Below are 20,531 nucleotides of genomic sequence, written 5' to 3'. Positions count from 1 at the left end.
GATATAGGCTCCTAGGCGCACTTTTCGATATTACTAGTCAGCTTACCTCTATTAAAAGCCTGCGAATAGTGTACCTAGGTACATCTATACAGATTTATTCACAGGTTTCACACACACTTAAATACTCGCCACCATATATTGAAGACTTACAATTAAAACCCACTAGATGTAGTTAAAAATACTCAAAGCTTTAGAAAACAATTTTAGAATTATTTTGAAAATAATTTATTGCACGCAACCACTGGTTATTTGTTAAGATAATAAATAAGTAAATCATTAAGTTATCAAACCCCTTAGGAGGTTTAACATGGCAACCATTAATCCAGCAATGCCCTCAGCCATTCAGTCTTACATGCCACAGCAACAGCCTTTGGCGATGAAAGAAGACAAAATGACTGATAAAACTACATCCACAACATCTTCTGGTGGGAGCACAACGGTTAGTTTGTCGTCTGGTTCTCCAAGCCAGTCTGTAGATTATTTAAATCTAGCCTCAAACAAAACGGTTAAATCGTCTGAGTCTATGGAAAATAAATCTTTAGAAAAGAATGAAACAACTCAGGCGCAATTAACTTACGCATCTAATTTACAGATGCGCTCAAACTACTATCAGCAGTCTGAGAAAATGGAGCCTAATTCTTAATTGAATTAAAACACATCAAAAACCGTCTAAATTTGACCAGGCCTGGTTAAAATTGGTTAAAAATAGACGGTTTTTCAGTTCGAATTACCGCCTTACAAAACTTCACGCCTTTAAAACAGTTAAGACTCTCTTCACGATTAATCCTTTTTCTTTCAACTCTTTAGCATTGCTTGGAATCCTTTGATTTTATAAACTATTGTTAAGAATTTGATAAACGGATTTATCAAGTTGGTATGAAATCCCCCTAGATTGAATACCTTGTTTAAAAAGCCTCCTCAGCTATAAAACATAAAAAGCTCCTCAGATAGTAAAAAAGCACGAAACTGACCTTTTCGTGCTTTTTTTTTTACCAGAGAAAAGTCCTACAATAAATCTATCAAATCCCTATTTTGGAGAACACCATGCAAGACGCTCACGCAAATCTCGAAGGCAAAGTCTATAAACTCGGTCGCGGCGGCGCTGACGAACAGCACAAAGCCGACCAGGCCCTGTTTCACGAATTGCTTCAAGAACATCAACAACTTAAGCGCGAAACGCGTTTAATTGACAATGGCATCGTCGCTACCACGACCTCAGACAACCCACACCTGGCCAAAGTATTACAACAGCATGTTGTCGGCATGGAAAAGCGTTTTGGAATGGGTCGCGCGATACGCTCTTGGGATCCATTATTTGTGGCATTATTTGAATATAAAGATGAAATCAGCATGGATTACAAAGCCATCCCCAAAGGCGTTGAAGCTACGCTCACCACCGAAAACCCAAAACTAATTGAACTGATTCATGCCCACGATGCGACCTTGCATGGTTTTGTAGACAAAGGTTTTGAAGCCGGTCGCTCAGAAAGCCCTAAACCCAGCTGGCTTGAATAAATCATATTTATCCCCATTATTGAAGCAACACCCCAACTTCATTCATAGGAGAAAAACATGATCATTGCATGCCCAAGCTGTGGCGGACTCAATCGCGTCGCAGATGACAAACTCAGCCAAAACCCGACTTGTGGAAAATGTCAGGCGCCGTTATTTCAAGGCAAACCCTTAGAGATGAATGGCGAACAATTTGCACGAGCCATGAGCAAAACAGACTTGCCCATGGTGGTCGATTTTTGGGCACCTTGGTGTGGGCCCTGTAAAATGTTTGCGCCGACTTTCAGTGAAGCGGCTAAACAACTTGAACCCTATGCACGACTGGTCAAAATTAATACCGAAATCGAGCAACAGGTGGCGATGCAATACAATATTCGTTCAATTCCGACCTTAGCTATCTTTAAAAATGGCCAAGAAATTAACCGCATTTCAGGTGCAATGAACCTATCGCAATTTGTGCAATGGGTTAAACAATCAATTTGAGAGTTTTCTCACCCAAAGGACATTTATGGACATCAACAGCAAAGAACACCAACAACTCATCGTGCGCAGTATTTTAAAAATTTCTATTAAAACCATGACACTGGGCTTGGTGATTGGCTTAATTTTAATGGCACCGAGTTTTGTGCGCGAAAACGCTTTTTCGCAAGGCTTATTTTGGGTTGGATTTAGCGTACTGGTCGTGTCGATTGTTTATGCTTTGGGCGTTGCTTTCAAAAAGTACCGCATGGTTCGCAGCTCATTTAATAACATTTGAGTCGCTGACTGTTGTGACAACCAACTTTGCGCGAGTCTTTGGGATTCGTGCAAAGGTAAAGCTTCAGCGCCATAGAAATGGCGGTTGAATGCCTCAATGACATCAAGTGTTTCATGTGAAACATTTGTCTTATTTTGGTTAAACCAAAGATTAAACCCCGCTTCAATTGAGAGTGCCAGTTCATTAAACTGCGGCTTAATTTGTCCAAAACTATCGTTTTGAATCTTGATAATCAATTGCCGTATAGCCAACCAAACCTGCTGATTATCTGTGGCTGCTTCTATCATGCGATAGGTTTGCCATTTCAAAAACCACGCTTTCACCCACAACCATAGCAATAAACCCAGCCCTAATCCCAAAAACCCTATGAGCGTTTTAAAAAACACAAACGCCCCGCTGGGCAATACCCATTTTAAGGTGGCGGGCAAAACAACATCTTGAAGTTGTTGCGTGGTCACATCAAAATAAGTTAAACGCAATGGCGGTAAAGTTACCCAGCCTAAGTGTTGCGCGCGAAAAGGCATTTCCCAGATTTGAGTGGTTTTCCAGCCCAATTTTGACCAGGCCTGGTATTGTTTTTGGGTGGGTGACAGCCATTCTAAGGCAGGTGAATTTTGCAGTTTTTGAGGCACATTAGGCAGTCTATCCGCTAGGATATTGTCACCTGTGACACGCAAAGACCAAAGATTGAGCTCGCTCGCTTCTAAAAACCACGGCAAGGGGTCTGATTGCACTGCTAGCTGACCAACCGGCATATTCAGTGGCAAATAATTAGGCAAGGACTTCACTTTCACCGTTTGAGTGTTATCAAAAAACAACCAAGTTTTTTGGCTATTATTTTTAACGCGTATCACGGGTGAGCGTAGCGCAAAACTGCCAGCCTGTTCACTCCAAAAAGCCATTAAAAAATGGCGCTCTTCGCCAAACAACCCTCTGTCGATTGCCACCGGTTGCGCCGTAAAAAATGTTTCAATCGGTGGTTTTTGATGCGGATGCGCTTCTAAGGTCACCGCAAATTCTGGCTCAGTTTTAACGACGCCTTGCCAAACATAGCGTTGTTGCGCAAAAATGGGTAAACTCGAATCTGGGTGTTGCCATTTAACCTCAACGGCGCTGTTTTCTTTGACTTGAATCGTTACGCCTGCAAAATCAATTTGCCCAGCCTGCATCTTGGGCAGCGTCCAATCGCCGACCCTTAATGGATAAAGCGTTAAACGCACTCGGTCGGCATTGCCCTCAACTTCATAAATTTCAAAATGCTGGCGAATGGGCGATTTATCAATCTGCTCAAAATCCTGCTCAATCTTCTCACCCGTCAGCACCAAGGTCACCGGCTCACCTAGCTGCACAGTTCGGGGATAAACCTTCACAACTGCCTCTGCTAGAGTTGACATCAAAACCAAGCAAACCCCTAAGAATGCACCCATAATCACTTTTAATTTAGTCGAACTTACCATGGCTTAATTCCTGGCACTGAATGCGCTTGTGATTGTGGCGCTTGAAAGCCTTCTTCTCTTTCAAACAAACGTTGTAATAAGGCTTTTTGTGCATCTTCTAAAGACTGCATTTTTAAATCAAATGCTTCAATCACTTGTTGCTGGCGTTGCTGTGCCAAAATGGCATTGCCCATTTGCCCAGCGTCTTCAGCTGTGCTTTGCAGTTCAATGGAGGTGTCTGCAAAATTTTGTAAGCCAAATTGGGTACGATCTTCTTCAGAGGGCAGCAACATTTCTTTGCCATCTTTGTTTCCCTCTGGTGCATCACCCGCCACACCTTCACCCTGTTCTTCGCTAGGTTTTTGACCGCCGTAAAAAGCGCCATCGGCATCACGGCTTTTAGCGCCTTTTCCTTGTCCATCACCCGATTGCTCATCCGAAGTTTGTTGTCCTTTTTCTTGCGCTCGGCGCTGCTGGGCTAACGCCAAGTTATGCAGGGTATTTGGATCATCAGGCACATAAATCAAACTTTGTTGATAGGCTTCAACAGCGGGTGCTAATAAATTTGCTTGGTAATAGGCATTGCCTAGATTATATAAAGCACCCCCTCTTTGCTGTGGCGACTCACCAGCGATGATGGCTTGCCGAAAATACATCACCGCCGCCTCTAAATCACCCGATTTATAAGCCGCTGCCCCAGCGCCCATCCAACCTTGGTAATTAGGCAAGGCATCATAGGCTTGTAAAGCACTTTCATAATCGCCCGCTTGAAAAGCTTGATAGCCTTGTTGCTCTAAAATCATGGTCGATTCTGCCGCTTGCAGCGGTTGGGGTGCGCCCACTGACAAATATCCGACCAACAGCCAAACAATTAAATGTGTCGTTTTGCGCCAATGTCCTCCCCAAAATGCCCATATCAACGCCAAAAGACTCAAAAAAGTCAAGCCTGCTGCCAAAGAACGCCAGTTTTGCTCTGAACCCATTGAAGGTCTTTGTTTAACCAAATTTTTGGTTTGTGCCAATAAAGTGTCGATAAATTCGGCACTGCCATCAGCCGGTAAATATTGTCCGCCCACGGATTTGGCCAGTTGTTGCAAACGACTGCTTTCCAGACGCGTGGTAACTAAAATTCCGCTATGGTGATAACGCCCACTTTGATGAGTTGCATCAGGAATCGCCATGCCTTGAGGACCACCCACACCCAATAACCAAATGGGCAAAGACTGCTTTCCCTCGGCTGAGCGCTGTGCAACGGTTTGTAACAGTTGCTGGTAATCCTCTGAGCGCTCTTGCGGTTTAAAGTCTTCTTCTGACCCATCCGTTAACACCACTAAAACCGATGCCTGACCGGCGGTGACGCGTAAGTGCTCTGCTCCAAAACCGATCGCATTTTCCAGCTCAGACCCTTCGGTTGGCAAAATGCCTGGCTCCATTAAATTAAGATAATGCGCAAACAAGCTACGATCAAAACTTAAGGGCGCCACTAAATGAGGTTTGGCCGCATACACCATTAATCCCAAACGGTCATTCGGCTGTAAGCGATTCACCCAAGATTCAATTAAAGCTTTGCTGAATAGAAACCGTGAGGGCTGAACATCTTGCGCCAACATAGAGCGCGACAAATCCAGCACCAACATAATATCCACACCCGCGCGTTGCTGTTGTTGCGGCGTGCTCTCTAAAATTCGCGGGCCAGCAAGTGCCAAAACCGCAAAAATCCAAGCCCAAGCCAAGAGTTGCATTGGCTTAAACCACCAAGAAAGTAAAGCGCCGAAAAAATGCCACCAAAAGCGCAGATTCTTTTTATGCGCCAAAATGTGATGCGATTGATCGACCTTAACCCAATCCCATAAATGGCGTTGCGCATAGAGAGTTTGTTGCTGTTGGCGCTTTAAGAAAATTACCAGCCAAAGCAACACTGGCAAAGCTATTAGCCATAGCAACTCTGGTGTTTGCCATTGCCAACTAGACCAGAGCGACGCATCAAATAACGCCAATACACTAGCCAACATGAGAACTCTCCGGTTCAGGCGTGCTTGGAACTAGGACTTTCAGATGTTTTTGCCAGATTAAACGCAACAGAGTGTAAATGAATAAGCTCAATAGCCCCAAAGCCAAGGGCAATTCAAAGAGTGCCGAAATTTGTTTACGCACCAGCGACTCTGCCACCGCAACCCCTTCGGATTGATCAATCGTTTGCAGTACTTTTTGCAAATCTTGTCCGCTGGTCACTTGAAAATATTGCCCAAGCGTTTGTTCCGCTAAGGTCTTTAAAGAATTGGATTCCAAAGGTTGATACAGTAACCCACGATAAATGCGTTGGTCAGCTTCGGCAGAACCTGCGCCGACCCCGATGGTATAAATGGGTAAATTCATTGCTTGTGCATATTCAATCACCTGATTAATGGGCAAACGACTCGGCCGCGATAAACCATCCGAAATCAACACCACCACGCGCTTTTGTGTGCTGGGCGTATCCTGCTCAGCTTGGCGAAGTGCCAAGCCCAATGCCTCGCCCATGGCTTCATCGGTGCGCCCTGCTAGATAGGGACGCAAGCGTTGCAACATGAGTCTTGCCGTAGTCAAATCATTGGTTAAAGGCATGAGCGTATAGGCCTGCTCGGCATACAAAACCAATCCAAAACGATTGCCCGACAAGCCAGCCATAAACTGATCGAGCACCTGTTTAACCACCGTCATGCGTGGCGTTGCTTGACCTTGAACTTGGTAATCAGGCAATAAAAATGATGCCGAACTTTCAACCACAAACACCAAATCACGCACCGTTTTGGCTTGCGGTTGCGGCTCTTTAAAGACCGTGATTTTTTGCGGTTGTGCCGCAGCAACCAATACCATCAGCACCACCAAAACACGCAAGATTTGCAAGAGCGTTTGGCGCCAAAAAGTCGCTAAATTGGGTTTAAAACTAACCAGGCCTGGTTGTTTTTGGGCACTTTTTAAGGCAAAAGCCTGTTCAATTAAGGTGTGGCGAAACCAAGCATTTTGAGTGGCGCCAAGGTCTGCTTGCCAATCAGAGCGCACTTGCCACACGCCCACCCACTTTGAAAGCCATAACAATGGCAATAACAAACCCAGCCAAAATACATCGGGTTGCGCAAAACTAATAGCCGCCCATTCTTGCCAGCTTTGAGCTTGCTGGGAAAGGCGCAATAACCACTCAGTCATGCTGACCTCCTGACTGAGCTGTAAAACCTTGCTTGATGGCTTGCCATTGTTTGCGCCAATAAAGACGATTATCAATGCGCGCCAAATCCCATGCTTGTTGTGCCGCCGCACCCAATAAATCCATTAAGGTTTCACGGGAAACCTCTGCGCCAACCTTTTGCGCTCCATAACAGGCTTGATCTAACGCCAAGCCAAAGGCTTTGAAATCGGCTTGCGCATAATCCGTTTGAGTTTGCCAAAAAGGTAATGACGCTTTTCGCCAAGCTTGGCACTGCATTAGCAATTTTGGTAAAGCCAAGCGTTGTTGGCGCCAAACTAAAATTCGATATTGCAGCATTAACCTCAGCGGCAACCAAAGATTTTTAAGCCACCAAATTAAAATCGCCAACACGCCCAATCCTGCCAAACCCTCTAGCAAACGCTCTAGCCAAAATACCCAGTCAAAACCAGGATCTTGCGGCAACAAAATGTCTATTAACTCGGTATTGGGCATTAGGCTGACTCGGTTTGTAAGAAAGAAGTCGGAGTTTTCGCAAAGTCGTTAAGTAACACAGATACATCTTGTTCGGTACTTAAATGCTGCCAAGTGACGCCAAGTGTTTGTAAATGCTTTATCTTGTCATCGAAATATTGTTTAGCCCAGCGTTGATAAGTGTCGCGCTGTTCGATCGACAGCGTTAGCTGTTCACCCAACAAGCCTTGCAATTTTAAGCCAGCAACGCTGGGTAATTCATGCTCTGCGGGATCGGAAATCAACACCACCTGCACCGCTACTTTTTGTTGCAACTGTGCCAAGGCATAACCCGTTGCCTCATCAAAATCCGCCAAGTCAGAAATAATCACCAACCGACTGCCCGCCAATAAATGTTGCTGGCAATCCAACAGTTCGTCCAATAAACGCACTTCTGGCTGTGAAGCGGACAGTGAAATCGGCGGACATGGAATCGCCAAAAAATGCAGAATGGATTCAAACAAGCCTCGCCCCTCAAAACTGGCCGAATGCTCACTTTGTTGCGCCAAACGAATCACATCCATCGACAAACCGGCTTGTTGCGCTTGCCACGCAAAATAACCTGCCGCGTTTAACGCTTGAGTCACTTTTAATTGACGCTGGGTGCCAAAACGCATCGCTGCTCGTTGGTCAACCATCAGCGTCCAGCCGGCTTGGCGTTCTTCTTGAAATAGCTTGGTATAGGCTTGCCCGGTTTTTGCCAATAAACGCCAATGAATGCGACGCACTTCGTCGCCAAGTTGATAAGGACGGCTTTCTTCATATTCCAAGCCAGACCCCAAATAACGACTGGCCTGCTCGCCTTGTTTGCGCGCCTCACTGGCGTAAGGATTTATCCAGCGTGCTTTCGGCATTAAGGACAATTGCGCGCCCAAGGCTTTAATTTGCGCACTGCTCATAATGGGGTCATGGGCAGGATGATGAAACGCCTTTTGCCAAGCGCTACGGCGCAACAGGGCTTGCCAGCCGCGTTGCGCCCAAGACCGCCATTCAATCGTCGCCATCTTTCGCAACCTGTTAAGAAGCTGCTTGAGCAAAATTACTCGCCAAGGGCACTTCCACCTGGCTGAGTATTTTTTGAATGACTTTATCCGGCGTCCATTGCTGCGCGCGCCCAGCAAAGCTTACATGAATGCGGTGGCGCAAGACATCTGGTAATAACTGACGCACATCTTCAGGCGTCACAAAAGCACGGCCTTGCAGCCAAGCCAATGCACTTGCCGCGTGCAACAACGCCAAGGTGGCGCGTGGAGAAGCGCCCATATCTAAAACACCGGCCATTTTGTCGTCAAGCGACTCTAAATGGCGCGTGGCACTCACCAAAGACACCATATATTGCTCAACTGCTGGCGACACATATTGTTCGCTAATGGCGTGTCTGGCTTGTAAAACCATCTCTGGGGTGAGCAAAGGCTGCGAAGTGGCTTTATCTTCTCCAAAATGGCGCGCACGATCACGGCGCAAAATTTCCAATTCTTCGGCGGGTGTGGGATAAGACAAATTCAGTTGCACCATAAAACGATCCAGCTGTGCTTCGGGCAAAGGATAAGTGCCGCTTTGTTCTAAAGGGTTTTGCGTGGCCATGACAATAAACAACTCTGGCAAAGCACGGGTTTGCCCGCCTGCGGTCACTTGTTTTTCGGCCATGGCTTCTAATAGCGCAGATTGCACTTTGGGTGGCGCACGATTGATTTCATCGGCCAACACAATTTCATTAAAAATCGGCCCTTTCACAAAATTTAATGAACCCAATTTGGAATCAAACATCTCCGAACCCATGACATCACCCGGCATTAAATCTGGGGTAAATTGAATACGCTGAAAACTCGCCTTTACACTCTCCGCTAAGGTTTTGACGGCGGTGGTTTTTGCCAAACCCGGCGGTCCTTCTAGCAACACATGCCCTCCCGTTAAGAGCGCAATAATCATTCTATCCAGCAAGGCTTCTTGCCCAACGATAACACGTTGTAAATGGGTTTTTAATTCGGCAAACACCGCAGGACTGACCATAACCGTTCCTTTCAATCAATTAAGAAGATAATCTTAGCAAATTGTCGTTTTATTAGCTTTTGTTAATATTTATTGGTCGATAAGAAAATTTTGCAATCCCACTCACTAATCGCCAAGCAGATTTTGACAATTCTGCAAAACTCATCATAATCAGCTTTTTATTCCCACAGGCAAGACCATGCAACAAGACCGCAACTTTGACAAGCTGATTCATAAATTTGAAAAACGTGTTTATGACACGCGTAAAGGCGATTGGCGCTTAAAACTCTTAAAAGAAGATTTAGCAGAATTGCACACCCAACCGCCTTTACAGATTTGGGATGCTGGTTGTGGTTTTGGTCAAATGGGACTGTGGTTTGCCCAAGCGGGGCATCAACTCACGCTCTGTGATTTATCGCACAAAATGTTAGAGCGCGCGCAACAGCATTTTGCACAAGCCTACTGTCCCGCTCAGTTTTTGCAAGGAGCTGCCCAAGACCTTGCGCCGCAGTTGGATGCTTTTGACTTAATTCTAAGTCATGCGGTTTTAGAATGGCTGGCACAACCCAAGGAAAGTTTGCAAGCTTTGGCCGACAAGGTTAAACCCAAGGGGTATTTATCGTTGCTTTATTACAACCGCAACGCCACGGTTTACACCAATGTGCTCAAGGGCGATTGGCGTTTAGAACATATTCTCAATGACAGCTACCTAGGCAAAGGCAAAAATCTCACGCCGCCCAATCCTCAATATCCAGAAGATGTTTTGGCTTGGCTACAAGACTGGGATTTTGAGGTGCAAGTAGAAACGGGGATTCGGGTGTTTCACGACTATATGACACCCGAAGCGCTTGCCAAAACGGATATGGACGAGCTGTTTGCTTTAGAATATCGCTATTGTCGTCAACCCACTTATCGTCACATGGGGCGTTATATCCATGTTTTAGCCCGTAAACGAGAAACTTGCCATGATTAAACGCTTTGCCTCTAGCTTGATCAACACCCTTATTCGTCGCTTGGTCAGCCAATTGTTTCGCCAACCCAAACATATCCTAATGGGGTTGATTGTTATCATCGGTCTGGGCGGTACTTGGTATGGCTACGAAGTGACCGTTGCGCGCCCCGCCATGAGTTTTATGGGCATACCCCAAGAGGTAGGACAACCCGCAAGCGACTGGCGCAACCACATTCTGCGCAATGAAGGGTTTATGCTGGGCTATTCTGAAAAATATCGCAATCCACTTTGGGTTACCTACCGAGTGACCCAAGCGCAAAAATCTTTTGGTAAACGCCCTGAGTTTCGACGCGACTGGCGCACTTTAGCGGGCGTAACCACACAAGACTATACTGGCTCGGGTTATACCCGAGGGCATCATGCTCCCAATTACTTAATTGCCAGCCGTTATGGCGTAAAGGCGCAAGCCGAAACCTTTTTAATGTCGAACATTTCACCGCAAAAAGCCAGCCTAAACACCAAAACCTGGCAAAGGTTAGAAGAAGTTGCGGCGGATTTTTTCTCCAAAAAATATCCCGAGTTTTGGGTGGTCACCGGCCCAATTTTTGACGCCGATCCTTCGCAAATCCAAACCCTTAAAAACTCTGGCATCGCCATTCCAAAAGCCTTTTACAAAATTTTTATTCGACCAAGTGAAGCCACAGAAAACCAAGATGAGAATAGCCCTTATCAAGTATTGGCCATCATCATGCCGCAAAATGCCCGCACCAGCGCCAAACTCACCCAGTTTGTGAGCACGGTGGATGAGGTCGAAGCGCTCACCGGCCTAGACTTTTTTTGGCAATTACCAGACACCATCGAAAATACCCTAGAAGCCTCCAAAAACGACCAGGCCTGGTCACTTTCCAGCGTGGAAAACCAAAAAAGTCGCTATTAAAAACCCTGTTTTCACCTTAACCTAAGATTGGGAAGTTGCGTATAATATGGGCATTTTTAGCGTCGCTGGTGGCGCAGGCTAATCTTTGGTAAAACTTCGGTTAAACTTGGGCAAAAGGTGTTTGTTTGAAAGATACGATTTTCAGCGTTCCGCATGAAAGCTTGGGCGCGTTTCAATTTGATGATTCGGTGGCAGCGGTTTTCCCCGACATGATTCAACGCTCGGTGCCGGGTTACCAAACCATCTTAACCGGCATAGGCGAACTCACCGAAACCTATGCGCAAGCCAATAGCCAGCTCTACGATTTAGGCTGTTCACTGGGTGCTGCCAGCTTAACCATGCGCCGCAAAATTACTCAGCCTAATTGCAAAATCATCGCCATCGACAATTCTGAATCGATGATTAAACGCGCCTACGATTACATTCACGCCTATCACTCAGACATTCCGATTGAACTCCATTTGGCCGATATGTCGGATATGCCCATCGAAAATGCCAGCGTGGTGGTGATGAATTTTACCTTGCAGTTTATCGCACCCGAAGCTCGCCAAGCCTTGATTACAAAAATTTATCAAGGTCTAAAACCAGGTGGCATTTTGATTTTGTCGGAAAAAATTCATTTTGAAGACGCCGCCGCCCAGCAAGCCATAGAACATTTGCATTTACAATTTAAACGCGCCAATGGCTATTCGGAACTCGAAATCAGCCAAAAGCGTGCTTCTTTAGAAAATGTGCTCATCAGCGATACCCATGCCCAACATTTAGCGCGTTTTAAACAGGCGGGTTTTAGCAGTGCGGCACAATGGTTTCAGGCTTATAATTTCGTGTCTTTTTTAGCCATTAAAGGCGCTTAAAAAATCAGCGTATTAAGCATATAACTTAGGAATTGTTTCACATGAAACCCTATCACCAGCATTACCAACATTTTTGGCCAAAACTGCAACAAACCAAACTCATAGACTGGCAAAACACCCTACCACCTTTACTCGAAGACGCTCTGCGCCCCGACATCAATGGCAATTTAGAGCGCTGGTTACCGCCGTTACTGGATATTTTAGAATATCCTGTCAGTGAGCATTTTGAACTCAATCGTTCTGCGGTTTTAGCACAGACAACGCCTAACCGCACGCCCCCCAAACTGCCAGAACTGTTAAAACAGTTTTCACCCTGGCGCAAAGGGCCGTTTGAAATTGAAGGTGTTTATATAGATACCGAATGGCATTCTGACTGGAAATGGAATCGCGTTTTGCCGCATATTTCACCCTTAAAAAATCGCACGGTTTTAGATATTGGCTGCGGCAGCGGTTATCACCTATGGCGCATGATGGGCGAAGACGCTAAGTTGGCGGTGGGCGTTGATCCTAGCCTGTTGTTTATGACTCAATTTTTGGTACTCAAACATTTCATCGGCGAAAGCGTTCCTGCTTATTTTTTACCGCTCACGCTCGAACAACTGCCCGTGCCGCTGACTGGTGGCGGATTTGATACGGTATTTTCTATGGGCGTACTTTATCATCGTCGCTCACCCATTGACCATCTACTCGATTTAAAGCGTCACCTCAAACCCCGTGGCGAACTGATTCTTGAAACCCTAGTGGTACCAGAAGACTATGCTCAGGTGCTGGTGCCAAACGAGCGTTATGCACAAATGAATAATGTGTGGTTTTTACCCAATATTAAAGAACTGGCGCATTGGATGACGCGTTGCGGCTATCAAAATGTGCGTTGTGTTGACCTAGACCAAACCTCTACCGAGGAGCAACGCGCCACAGAATGGATGACTTGGAAATCCCTTGCTGACTTTTTAGACCCAAATGATTCAAGCAAAACCATCGAAGGTTATCCCGCCCCACTGCGTGCCGTGATGATTGCCAATACCCCCAAATAGAATTTTTTGCACATCAACCGTAACTAAGGCTTTACTTATGGGGTTCAAAAGATTAAAAATATAAGGATTATTACGATTTGCTTTTGAACGCCACTAGCCTTTTTTAAGAGACACTTATGACTAACTTGTTTTCACCTTTTGATAAGCTCACCCGAAAATGGTCTAAGTCTCTGTTGTTATTGTTAAGTTTTGTATTAGTGAGTGGCTGTGAGCAGTCGCCCCTGAGCAGTGTTAAAGCAGAGCCACAACTGACCATTTACAGTGGCATTACCATGGTCAAGCCACTGATGATTCTGACCAAAGAGTTTGAAAAACAACACAACATCAGCATCGAAATTAAGCAAGGCGCCTCTGGATATCTCTATAACACCTTAAAAGTTGAACGCTTGGGCGACATTTATTTTCCTGGCTCAGATAGTTATCGCATTAAAAATAAAGCGGAAGGTTTGCTCACAGACTATGTGTTAGTGGGTTATAACCGTTTGTCTTTTGAAGTGCTTAAAGGCAACCCCAAAAACTTAACGGATGACTTAAATCAACTCACCAACCCACAACTATCTGTGGTTTTGTCATCGCCCGAATCTGGCTCAGTGGGCAAAAATGCCAAAATGCTTTTAGACAGTGTCGGTATTACCGATGCGGTTTATCAAAATGTGACTTACTTTACGACCGACTCACACCGCATTTACACTGCCATTAAAAATGGCGATGCCGATATTGCGCTCAACTGGTATGCCACCACCCAGTGGCCCGACCACAAGCCTTATGTGGATGCCATTTTGCTACCAGAAACCCTTGCCAAACCCAAACGCTTAGAATTGAATTTACTGTCGTTTTCAAAACATCCCGATCTTGCCAAAGCCTTTATGGCTTTTGCCAGCAGCGAACATGGTTTACAAGTTTTCGCTGACTATGGATTTTTCACCCCCAGCGAACTGCAAGCGCAACTGTCCAAGCTTCGCGAAACTCAGTCTAAGCAGTCAAAACTATGAAAAATCGCAATCATCATCACAACCACTCTACCTCAAAGAACCTCTCACTTTTGTTATTGGTGTTTTTTATCGGCCTAGGTTCGCAAGCCATACTTAACCTAAGTATTGCAAACTTCATCGCTGTACTTGACCAAAAAGTTAAAAATGCGCACATAGAAACCCTAATCGGCGAAGAAATTATTTTAGAAATTCAAAAAATGGAAACCCATTTCTTTGAAATGGCGTCCTTTCCCAACCCCCATTTGCGTCGTATTTTGAAAAATGAAATTCTAGAACAACAAGAAGAAATTGAACATTCCTTAGAAATTTTGAACCAAGGCGGGGTCTATAAACATCGTATCGACTTAAACTTGCCCAACACCGAGGCTCAATTTGAATCGTTGATTTATAAGCCTGAAAAACGCAATAGCTTTTCATTTGCTCATGCCGACATAGTGCCAAAATTTGGCATCATCAATCAAAAACTGGCTTCTTTAAAAGGCATGCAAGATTACATTGACCAGTTGCGCATGGAAAAAAGCCCGCTCCTGGCCGAAAAACTCACTGAGTTAAACCTTGAAGTTAAACTGTTAAAACCCTTGTTTCATCGCATAAAAGAAGATGCCAATCGTATTTTTTATCAAAATAAACTCGATTCACGCAGCATTCAAGAACAGGTTGAAGGACAAAAAGACGACTACCGCAATATTCAAATGGGGCTTACGCTAGTGGCCTTGTTCTTTGGTATTTTGGTGTTTGTCCGCCTCAGCCAAAACATTAAAAACAACCTCAAAGAAATCGAAGTTAACCAAGACTATACTCAAGACATTTTAGACTCACAAAGCAATATCATCATTGTCAATGACGGCGTGAACATCATAGATGCCAGTGGCGGTTTCTTCTCTTTCTTTAGAGAATTCGATTCTTTAGAAAGTTTTTCAAAAAGCTATCAATGTATTTGTGAACTCTTTGTCAAAGAAGAAGGCTATGTTTATCGTTTTGAAGATAAAAACTGGATTGAATATATCCTACAAAATCCTAATGCTACCCATAAAGCCAAACTTCGCTATCAAGGCAAAACCACCATCTTCCAAGTCAGTGCTGTTAAATCGACCAAGTATGAGCGTTACATTATTTCTATGTTCGATATTTCTGAAAATGAGCGCATCAACCAAGATTTGAAAATTGAAAAAAATAAAGCACTGGCGGCCACGCAAGCCAAGGGCGAGTTTTTGGCCAATATGTCCCACGAAATTCGCACCCCACTGAATGCCATTTTGGGCTTTATCAGTTTAATGAAAGACAAAACTCATGATGCTGAAAACACCAAATACCTCAATACCATAGACAGCTCCAGCCATTCTCTGTTGGGCATTATCAATGACATCTTAGACTTCAGTAAAATTGAAAGCGGCAAGCTGGATATCGACCCCAGTCCGTTTGATCCGCGCAAAGAATTCAGCAGCACCGCTGATCTCTTTAAGGCGCGTTGCAGTGAAAAAAATCTTAACTTTAATATCACGCTCTCAGATGCACTGCCAAATTGCATTGAAACCGATATTTTGCGAGTTAAACAAGTCATCAGCAATCTATTGTCTAACGCGATTAAGTTTACGGAACCTAACAAGGCTGTTTCGCTCAGCGTTGACTACCAAAACGGTTGCTTGGTTTGCCAAGTGTCTGACGAAGGTATCGGGATGACACCTGAATTTCAGGCACGCATTTTTGAAGCCTTTTCGCAGGCTGAAAGCTCCACCACACGAAAATATGGCGGCACAGGCTTGGGCTTAACCATCAGTGCTAAACTGATTGGTATGTTGGGCGGAGAGCTCAAATGCGAATCTGAACTGCATGTGGGCAGTCGTTTTTCGTTTAGTATTCCTGCCAAAATCTGTCAAGATTTGAAACCCGATGATGCTCCTAAAATTGAAAATAGCACCCAAATTGAAGGGCATTTGCTATTGGTAGAAGACAACAAAACCAATCAATTACTCATGAGCGCTCTGTTGAAAAAACAAGGGCTCACATTCGACATTGCCAATGATGGTTTAGAAGCCATTACCGCCCTTCAAGAGCGTCACTACGACCTTGTATTAATGGATGAAAATATGCCCAATTTAAATGGCATAGAAGCCACCAAGCAAATTCGTATCTTGGAAGCCAAGGGCGAACTGCCTTACAAACAACCTCTGGTGATTATTGCCGTCACCGCCAATGCCATGACAGGCGACCGCGAACGCTTTTTGGCAGCCGGCATGAATGAATATTTAACCAAACCCATCAATCTACCTAAATTAACTGAAATTTTTAGGCGTTTTCTTGGCGTCTAAGCATTCTAATCGTTGAAATTGGGTTTGACGGATTAAAAGACTGATTAAAACTTAAGTCAAACCCATTATTTTTTTCTATCGTTCTAGATAACATTAATCGTTAAACTATGTCTGTTAACCCTATTGGAGAGCCCATCATGTTTCAGCGCCTTGGTTTACAAGCCAAAATCATTCTTATCACCCTGTTGCTCGGATTGGTTGTCTTAGCCACTTTGATTGCTAATGGTGTGATGAACTATCAAACTCAATACCAAAAAACCGCCACAGAAGAAGCCACCAAGCTTTTAACGCTGGTGCAAAACAAGATGAACAAAAAGTTTGATATCGGTTTAACCGGCGCTATTTCGGTTGCCACCAATCGTCAACTGGTGCAGGCGGTCAAAAATGGTGACAAAGCTGCCGCCTCAGACATCCTAGCGGGCATTTCGCAAACCTTTAAAGACCACACCAATTCTAAAAATGTCAAAATCCATATTCATACCCCAGACAACCATTCATTTTTAAGAAGCTGGAATACCAAAAATGGTGACGACTTATCAGCCTTCCGCTTTGGTGTTGAACAGGTGATTAAAGAAAAACAACCCATCGAAGTATTAGAGTTGGGTAGAACAGGTTTAGCCATTCGTGGAATCACGCCTTTGTTTGATGGCCAAACCTATGTGGGTTCTTTGGAGTTTATTCAGGGTGTAGGCTCTATTCATAAAGAATTTAAAAAGTTAAATGACCACTACCTCATGCTCCTTAACCAAGAAGCCTTAAGCATCAGTACCAAAGCCAAAGATAATACGGCAGTGGGCAGCTATGTATTGGCCAGTAACGACTGGTTTGGTGCAGACTCAGTAAGCTTTGCACAAGGCCTTGATTTAAAGGAGCTCAGCAAAAAAGGCTGGCTTATTCACAACCAGATGCTGGTCACCAGCAAACCCATTAAAGATATGCGCGGTAAAGAAGTCGGGATGCACATCATTGCAGAACCTGATAGCCACCTAAACGGAGTACTAGATGGCATCAAAAGTGAAATCATTTTTCAAGTATTAACCGTGGTGATTATTTTATTACTGATGATGGGCGTTATTCTCTTCTCACTGAACAACATGGTAATCAAACCCGTTAAAGACTTACAACGCACCTTTGCTCAGGTCATCAAAAATGGCGACTTTTCAATCCGCGTGAAAACGGATGACAGTCATAACGAAGTCAATTTGATGGCCAAAGACTTTAACCACTTATTAAAAACACTGCAAAATACCATTCATGCCATCTCTGAAACCATGCAATCCATTGAAAAAGGTGAGTTGTCGCATCGTGTACAAACTGCCGCTAACGGCGATTTAGCCACCCTTAAACTGGCTATTAACCAAACCGCTGACAACCTAGAAAACACCATGTTAGAAATGGGGCGCGTACTCAGTGAAATGAGCCAAGCCAAGTTTGGCGTTCGAGTGGGTGACATCAATGCCCAAGGCGCATTTAAAGATGCCCTATCGCAATTGCAACAAACCGCTACAGATTTAAATTCTGCTATTTCGCAAATCAATACGGTGGTTACCTTCATGGCACAGGCTAACTTCTCGCACACCATTACAACCCAGTTGCAAGGTGATTTAAACACCTTAAAACAAAACATCAACACCACTTTAGACGCATTAAATGGTGGTTTTAATGGTTTCTCAAACAGTTTAGCCAAACTGTCTTCTGGTGACTTAACCGCGAAAGTAGAGGGGCATTTCCACGGACAATTGGCGCGTTTACAAGACATCATTAACAACTCTTTAAGTAATGTTGCCAGTATGTTTACGGAGATCAAAATCACCTCACAGGGTGCTTTGGAGAATGTCAAACATGTCACCAAAGGTAACTTTGAACTCAACGAGCGCACCCAAAACCAAGCGGCGTCTATTGAAGAAACTGCCGCCTCTATGGAAGAAATTACCTCGACCATTCAAAACTCTGTTGCCAATGCTAAACACGCCAACACCTTGGCAGAAAACGCGCGCGTAGATGCCGAATCAGGCGCAGAAATTATGGGGCGTGCAAAATCCGCCATGCACGGCATTCATGAAGCCAGTGCCAAAATCTCAGAAATCACCACGCTCATCGATGGCATTGCTTTCCAAACCAATCTATTAGCGCTGAATGCTGCGGTAGAAGCCGCGCGTGCGGGTGAACATGGTCGCGGATTTGCGGTCGTTGCGGGGGAAGTTCGTAACTTGGCGCAAAAATCAGCCGATGCCGCTAAAGACATCACCACCTTGATTCACGAAACCACTCAACAGATAGATGCGGGAACCAAGCTTGCTGAAGAATCGTCTGATATGTTAAATAAAATCAACAACCGTATTAATGAAGTGTCTGAAGTGGTCAAAGAAATCGCTTTAGCGGCTGAAGAACAAGCCTTGGGCGTAGGGCAAATTAACCAAGCGGTTTCGCAAATGGATCAAATTACCCAACAAAATGCTGCGTTGGTTGACCAAATCGCCGGTGACACGCAACGCATGAATGAACAAGTCACTCGCATGGTCGATTTAACTGGGTCATTCACCATTGATACCCATGCGCTGTCGTTAGACACCACCATTAAAACTGGCGACTTCACCTTCGCCAAAGCACGCCGTGCGCATCGTGGCTGGCGCTCTCATATGAGCCAGTTAATTCATGTGGGTACGAAACCTGAAAATGTTGAAATCGCAACGGATTCTCATAGCTGTGAACTCGGTAAATGGCTCGATTCGGAAGGCTTAAAACACCAGCACCTAGCTGAGTTTGGCGCATTGATTCAAATCCACCAAACATTACACGCTGAAATTAAGCGGGTTATTTTGATGGTGGATGGCGTCGAAGAAGATATTGCAGACCAAGAGATTGAAAAAATCGAAGGCTTATCAGAACAAGTCATCGCCGCCATCAATGCCCTAGAAAAAGCGGCTGCCAACGGTTAAGTAAAAAGCCCTTTTTTCAAAAACCTTAAAAACGCGCGCTTCCTGCGCGTTTTTTATTGGGCGCTTTCAAACTATCCTCAAGGTTGATGGCTGTCTCGTTTGAGTATTTGCTTTATAATTGAAACATCTCATTACTAAAGTAAGTATTGCCATGTCACTTTCTACAAAATTTGAACAACTCCAAAACTACCTAGACCAACAAATTATTGGCCAATCGCACCTAACACAACGCATGTTGATGGCCTTATTGTGTGATGGACATCTGTTGGTAGAAGGCCCGCCAGGTCTGGCAAAAACCAAAGCCATCAAAACCCTAGCCGAAGTGGTTGAAGGCAACTTTCAGCGCATTCAATTTACACCTGATTTATTGCCTGCCGATATTACCGGAACGGATATTTATCGAGCCGCCACAGGCACTTTTGAATTTCAAGCTGGGCCTATATTTCACAACCTGATTTTGGCAGACGAAATTAACCGTGCGCCAGCAAAAGTGCAATCGGCTTTACTAGAAGCCATGGCAGAACATCAAGTGAGTGTGGGCGGCAAAACCCTGCCTCTAGAAAAACTGTTTATGGTCATGGCTACCCAAAACCCCATTGAGCAAGAAGGCACCTATGCGCTCCCCGAAGCGCAACTTGACCGTTTTTTAATGCACCTCAAAATCGATTACCCAGATAAACACAGCGAACGCCTTATTTTAGAACTCATTGAAAATGAAGCCCGAGCACACGAAATTGTTAAACCGCCAGCCGTTTCGCAAGCTGATTTATTCACCGCTCGTGAAGCCATTCTTAATATTCATATGGCAGAAGCCGTTAAAACCTATATTGTTGAATTGGTCATTGCCACCCGCCAACCGCAAAACTACAGCGAACGCTTAGCGCGCTGGATTGACTATGGCGTTAGCCCAAGAGCCACCGCCGCCCTATCGCGTGCGGCAAGAGCCTTGGCGTGGCTTAAAGGGCAAGATTTTGTATCCCCAGAAGAAGTTCAGGCGGTGGTGCATGATGTGTTACGCCACCGTTTACTCCTGAGTTTTGAAGCAGAAGCGGAAGGCATGAGCGTTGATCAAGTGATTGATGAAATCCTAACGCTGGTTCCTGTGGTTTAACTTGCAACAAAA

General features: G+C 44.8%; 18 protein-coding genes. 12 read left to right on the top strand and 6 right to left on the bottom strand.

From position 1 onward, the window contains the following. Positions 1–307: 307 nt before the first annotated feature. The 4 genes from THMIRH_RS00555 (at position 308) to THMIRH_RS00540 (ending at position 2,269) form a co-directional block, all read left to right on the top strand. A complete protein-coding gene (locus THMIRH_RS00555; protein WP_173289727.1) occupies positions 308–643 on the top strand; it encodes a hypothetical protein in 336 nt (111 codons plus the stop codon). A 401-nt stretch (positions 644–1,044) separates the two neighbouring features. Then, positions 1,045–1,515 (top strand): hypothetical protein, encoded by a 471-nt coding sequence (locus THMIRH_RS00550; protein WP_173289724.1) that lies wholly within the window; start codon positions 1,045–1,047, stop codon positions 1,513–1,515. Positions 1,516–1,572: 57 nt separating this feature from the next. Further along, positions 1,573–1,995 (top strand): thioredoxin TrxC, encoded by a 423-nt coding sequence (trxC, locus tag THMIRH_RS00545; RefSeq protein WP_173289722.1) that lies wholly within the window; start codon positions 1,573–1,575, stop codon positions 1,993–1,995. Between the two features lie 25 nt (positions 1,996–2,020). Beyond that, entirely contained in the window at positions 2,021–2,269 is a 249-nt protein-coding gene (locus tag THMIRH_RS00540) for a hypothetical protein (RefSeq protein ID WP_173289720.1), read from the top strand. Here THMIRH_RS00540 and THMIRH_RS00535 read toward each other — a convergent pair. The 6 genes from THMIRH_RS00535 to THMIRH_RS00510 are packed head-to-tail and all read right to left on the bottom strand — an operon-like array spanning position 2,206 to position 9,412. Next, positions 2,206–3,726 (bottom strand): hypothetical protein, encoded by a 1,521-nt coding sequence (locus THMIRH_RS00535; protein WP_173289718.1) that lies wholly within the window; start codon positions 3,724–3,726, stop codon positions 2,206–2,208. The genes THMIRH_RS00540 and THMIRH_RS00535 overlap by 64 nt on opposite strands. Further along, positions 3,720–5,717 (bottom strand): VWA domain-containing protein, encoded by a 1,998-nt coding sequence (locus THMIRH_RS00530; protein ID WP_173289716.1) that lies wholly within the window; start codon positions 5,715–5,717, stop codon positions 3,720–3,722. Before THMIRH_RS00530 ends, THMIRH_RS00535 begins: the two co-directional genes overlap by 7 nt. Next, entirely contained in the window at positions 5,707–6,891 is a 1,185-nt protein-coding gene (locus THMIRH_RS00525; protein WP_173289714.1) for a vWA domain-containing protein, read from the bottom strand. The genes THMIRH_RS00530 and THMIRH_RS00525 overlap by 11 nt, the downstream gene beginning before the upstream one ends. Then, the gene (locus tag THMIRH_RS00520; RefSeq protein WP_173289712.1) at positions 6,884–7,384 is read right to left on the bottom strand and encodes a hypothetical protein; all 501 of its coding nucleotides are present in this window, start codon (positions 7,382–7,384) and stop codon (positions 6,884–6,886) included. The genes THMIRH_RS00525 and THMIRH_RS00520 overlap by 8 nt, the downstream gene beginning before the upstream one ends. After that, a complete protein-coding gene (locus THMIRH_RS00515; RefSeq protein WP_173289710.1) occupies positions 7,384–8,406 on the bottom strand; it encodes a DUF58 domain-containing protein in 1,023 nt (340 codons plus the stop codon). Before THMIRH_RS00515 ends, THMIRH_RS00520 begins: the two co-directional genes overlap by 1 nt. Before the next feature lie 13 nt (positions 8,407–8,419). Continuing rightward, positions 8,420–9,412, bottom strand: coding sequence for an AAA family ATPase (locus THMIRH_RS00510; RefSeq protein ID WP_173289708.1), 993 nt, complete (start codon positions 9,410–9,412; stop codon positions 8,420–8,422). Positions 9,413–9,590: 178 nt separating this feature from the next. On the opposite strand from THMIRH_RS00510, the gene THMIRH_RS00505 reads away from it, so the two are divergent. The 8 genes from THMIRH_RS00505 (at position 9,591) to THMIRH_RS00470 (ending at position 20,519) form a co-directional block, all read left to right on the top strand. Then, complete coding sequence (locus THMIRH_RS00505; protein ID WP_173289706.1) at positions 9,591–10,364, top strand: methyltransferase domain-containing protein; 774 nt, start codon at positions 9,591–9,593, stop codon at positions 10,362–10,364. Further along, positions 10,357–11,280, top strand: a complete 924-nt coding sequence (locus tag THMIRH_RS00500; protein WP_173289703.1) for a DNA/RNA non-specific endonuclease — start codon at positions 10,357–10,359, stop codon at positions 11,278–11,280. The genes THMIRH_RS00505 and THMIRH_RS00500 overlap by 8 nt, the downstream gene beginning before the upstream one ends. Positions 11,281–11,405: 125 nt before the next feature. Then, positions 11,406–12,134 carry a carboxy-S-adenosyl-L-methionine synthase CmoA gene (gene cmoA / locus THMIRH_RS00495; protein WP_173289701.1) on the top strand — a complete coding sequence of 243 codons (729 nt, stop codon included), beginning with the start codon at positions 11,406–11,408 and terminating at the stop codon, positions 12,132–12,134. 41 nt (positions 12,135–12,175) lie between these two features. Then, positions 12,176–13,168 (top strand): tRNA 5-methoxyuridine(34)/uridine 5-oxyacetic acid(34) synthase CmoB, encoded by a 993-nt coding sequence (gene cmoB, locus THMIRH_RS00490; protein ID WP_173289699.1) that lies wholly within the window; start codon positions 12,176–12,178, stop codon positions 13,166–13,168. 116 nt (positions 13,169–13,284) lie between these two features. Further along, a complete protein-coding gene (locus THMIRH_RS00485; protein WP_173289697.1) occupies positions 13,285–14,160 on the top strand; it encodes a substrate-binding domain-containing protein in 876 nt (291 codons plus the stop codon). Further along, positions 14,157–16,469 (top strand): ATP-binding protein, encoded by a 2,313-nt coding sequence (locus THMIRH_RS00480; protein WP_173289695.1) that lies wholly within the window; start codon positions 14,157–14,159, stop codon positions 16,467–16,469. The genes THMIRH_RS00485 and THMIRH_RS00480 overlap by 4 nt, the downstream gene beginning before the upstream one ends. Positions 16,470–16,606: 137 nt before the next feature. Then, entirely contained in the window at positions 16,607–19,408 is a 2,802-nt protein-coding gene (locus THMIRH_RS00475) for a methyl-accepting chemotaxis protein (RefSeq protein WP_173289693.1), read from the top strand. A gap of 151 nt (positions 19,409–19,559) precedes the next feature. Next, positions 19,560–20,519 (top strand): AAA family ATPase, encoded by a 960-nt coding sequence (locus tag THMIRH_RS00470; protein ID WP_173289691.1) that lies wholly within the window; start codon positions 19,560–19,562, stop codon positions 20,517–20,519. Positions 20,520–20,531: the final 12 nt, after the last annotated feature.

Origin of the sequence: Thiosulfativibrio zosterae, assembly GCF_011398155.1 — a bacterium.
Taxonomy (GTDB): Bacteria; Pseudomonadota; Gammaproteobacteria; order Thiomicrospirales; family Thiomicrospiraceae; genus Thiosulfativibrio; species Thiosulfativibrio zosterae.
This window is presented reverse-complemented; position numbering and strand designations above follow the sequence as displayed.

What these genes read in the sequence shown, in the direction of transcription:
- THMIRH_RS00555 (WP_173289727.1), top strand. Translation starts at nt 308, where the DNA reads ATGGCAACCATTAATCCAGCAATGCCCTCAGCCATTCAGTCTTACATG.
- THMIRH_RS00550 (WP_173289724.1), top strand. Translation starts at nt 1,045, where the DNA reads ATGCAAGACGCTCACGCAAATCTCGAAGGCAAAGTCTATAAACTCGGT.
- trxC (WP_173289722.1), top strand. Translation starts at nt 1,573, where the DNA reads ATGATCATTGCATGCCCAAGCTGTGGCGGACTCAATCGCGTCGCAGAT.
- THMIRH_RS00540 (WP_173289720.1), top strand. Translation starts at nt 2,021, where the DNA reads ATGGACATCAACAGCAAAGAACACCAACAACTCATCGTGCGCAGTATT.
- THMIRH_RS00535 (WP_173289718.1), bottom strand. Translation starts at nt 3,726, where the DNA reads ATGGTAAGTTCGACTAAATTAAAAGTGATTATGGGTGCATTCTTAGGG.
- THMIRH_RS00530 (WP_173289716.1), bottom strand. Translation starts at nt 5,717, where the DNA reads ATGTTGGCTAGTGTATTGGCGTTATTTGATGCGTCGCTCTGGTCTAGT.
- THMIRH_RS00525 (WP_173289714.1), bottom strand. Translation starts at nt 6,891, where the DNA reads ATGACTGAGTGGTTATTGCGCCTTTCCCAGCAAGCTCAAAGCTGGCAA.
- THMIRH_RS00520 (WP_173289712.1), bottom strand. Translation starts at nt 7,384, where the DNA reads ATGCCCAATACCGAGTTAATAGACATTTTGTTGCCGCAAGATCCTGGT.
- THMIRH_RS00515 (WP_173289710.1), bottom strand. Translation starts at nt 8,406, where the DNA reads ATGGCGACGATTGAATGGCGGTCTTGGGCGCAACGCGGCTGGCAAGCC.
- THMIRH_RS00510 (WP_173289708.1), bottom strand. Translation starts at nt 9,412, where the DNA reads ATGGTCAGTCCTGCGGTGTTTGCCGAATTAAAAACCCATTTACAACGT.
- THMIRH_RS00505 (WP_173289706.1), top strand. Translation starts at nt 9,591, where the DNA reads ATGCAACAAGACCGCAACTTTGACAAGCTGATTCATAAATTTGAAAAA.
- THMIRH_RS00500 (WP_173289703.1), top strand. Translation starts at nt 10,357, where the DNA reads ATGATTAAACGCTTTGCCTCTAGCTTGATCAACACCCTTATTCGTCGC.
- cmoB (WP_173289699.1), top strand. Translation starts at nt 12,176, where the DNA reads ATGAAACCCTATCACCAGCATTACCAACATTTTTGGCCAAAACTGCAA.
- THMIRH_RS00485 (WP_173289697.1), top strand. Translation starts at nt 13,285, where the DNA reads ATGACTAACTTGTTTTCACCTTTTGATAAGCTCACCCGAAAATGGTCT.
- THMIRH_RS00480 (WP_173289695.1), top strand. Translation starts at nt 14,157, where the DNA reads ATGAAAAATCGCAATCATCATCACAACCACTCTACCTCAAAGAACCTC.
- THMIRH_RS00475 (WP_173289693.1), top strand. Translation starts at nt 16,607, where the DNA reads ATGTTTCAGCGCCTTGGTTTACAAGCCAAAATCATTCTTATCACCCTG.
- THMIRH_RS00470 (WP_173289691.1), top strand. Translation starts at nt 19,560, where the DNA reads ATGTCACTTTCTACAAAATTTGAACAACTCCAAAACTACCTAGACCAA.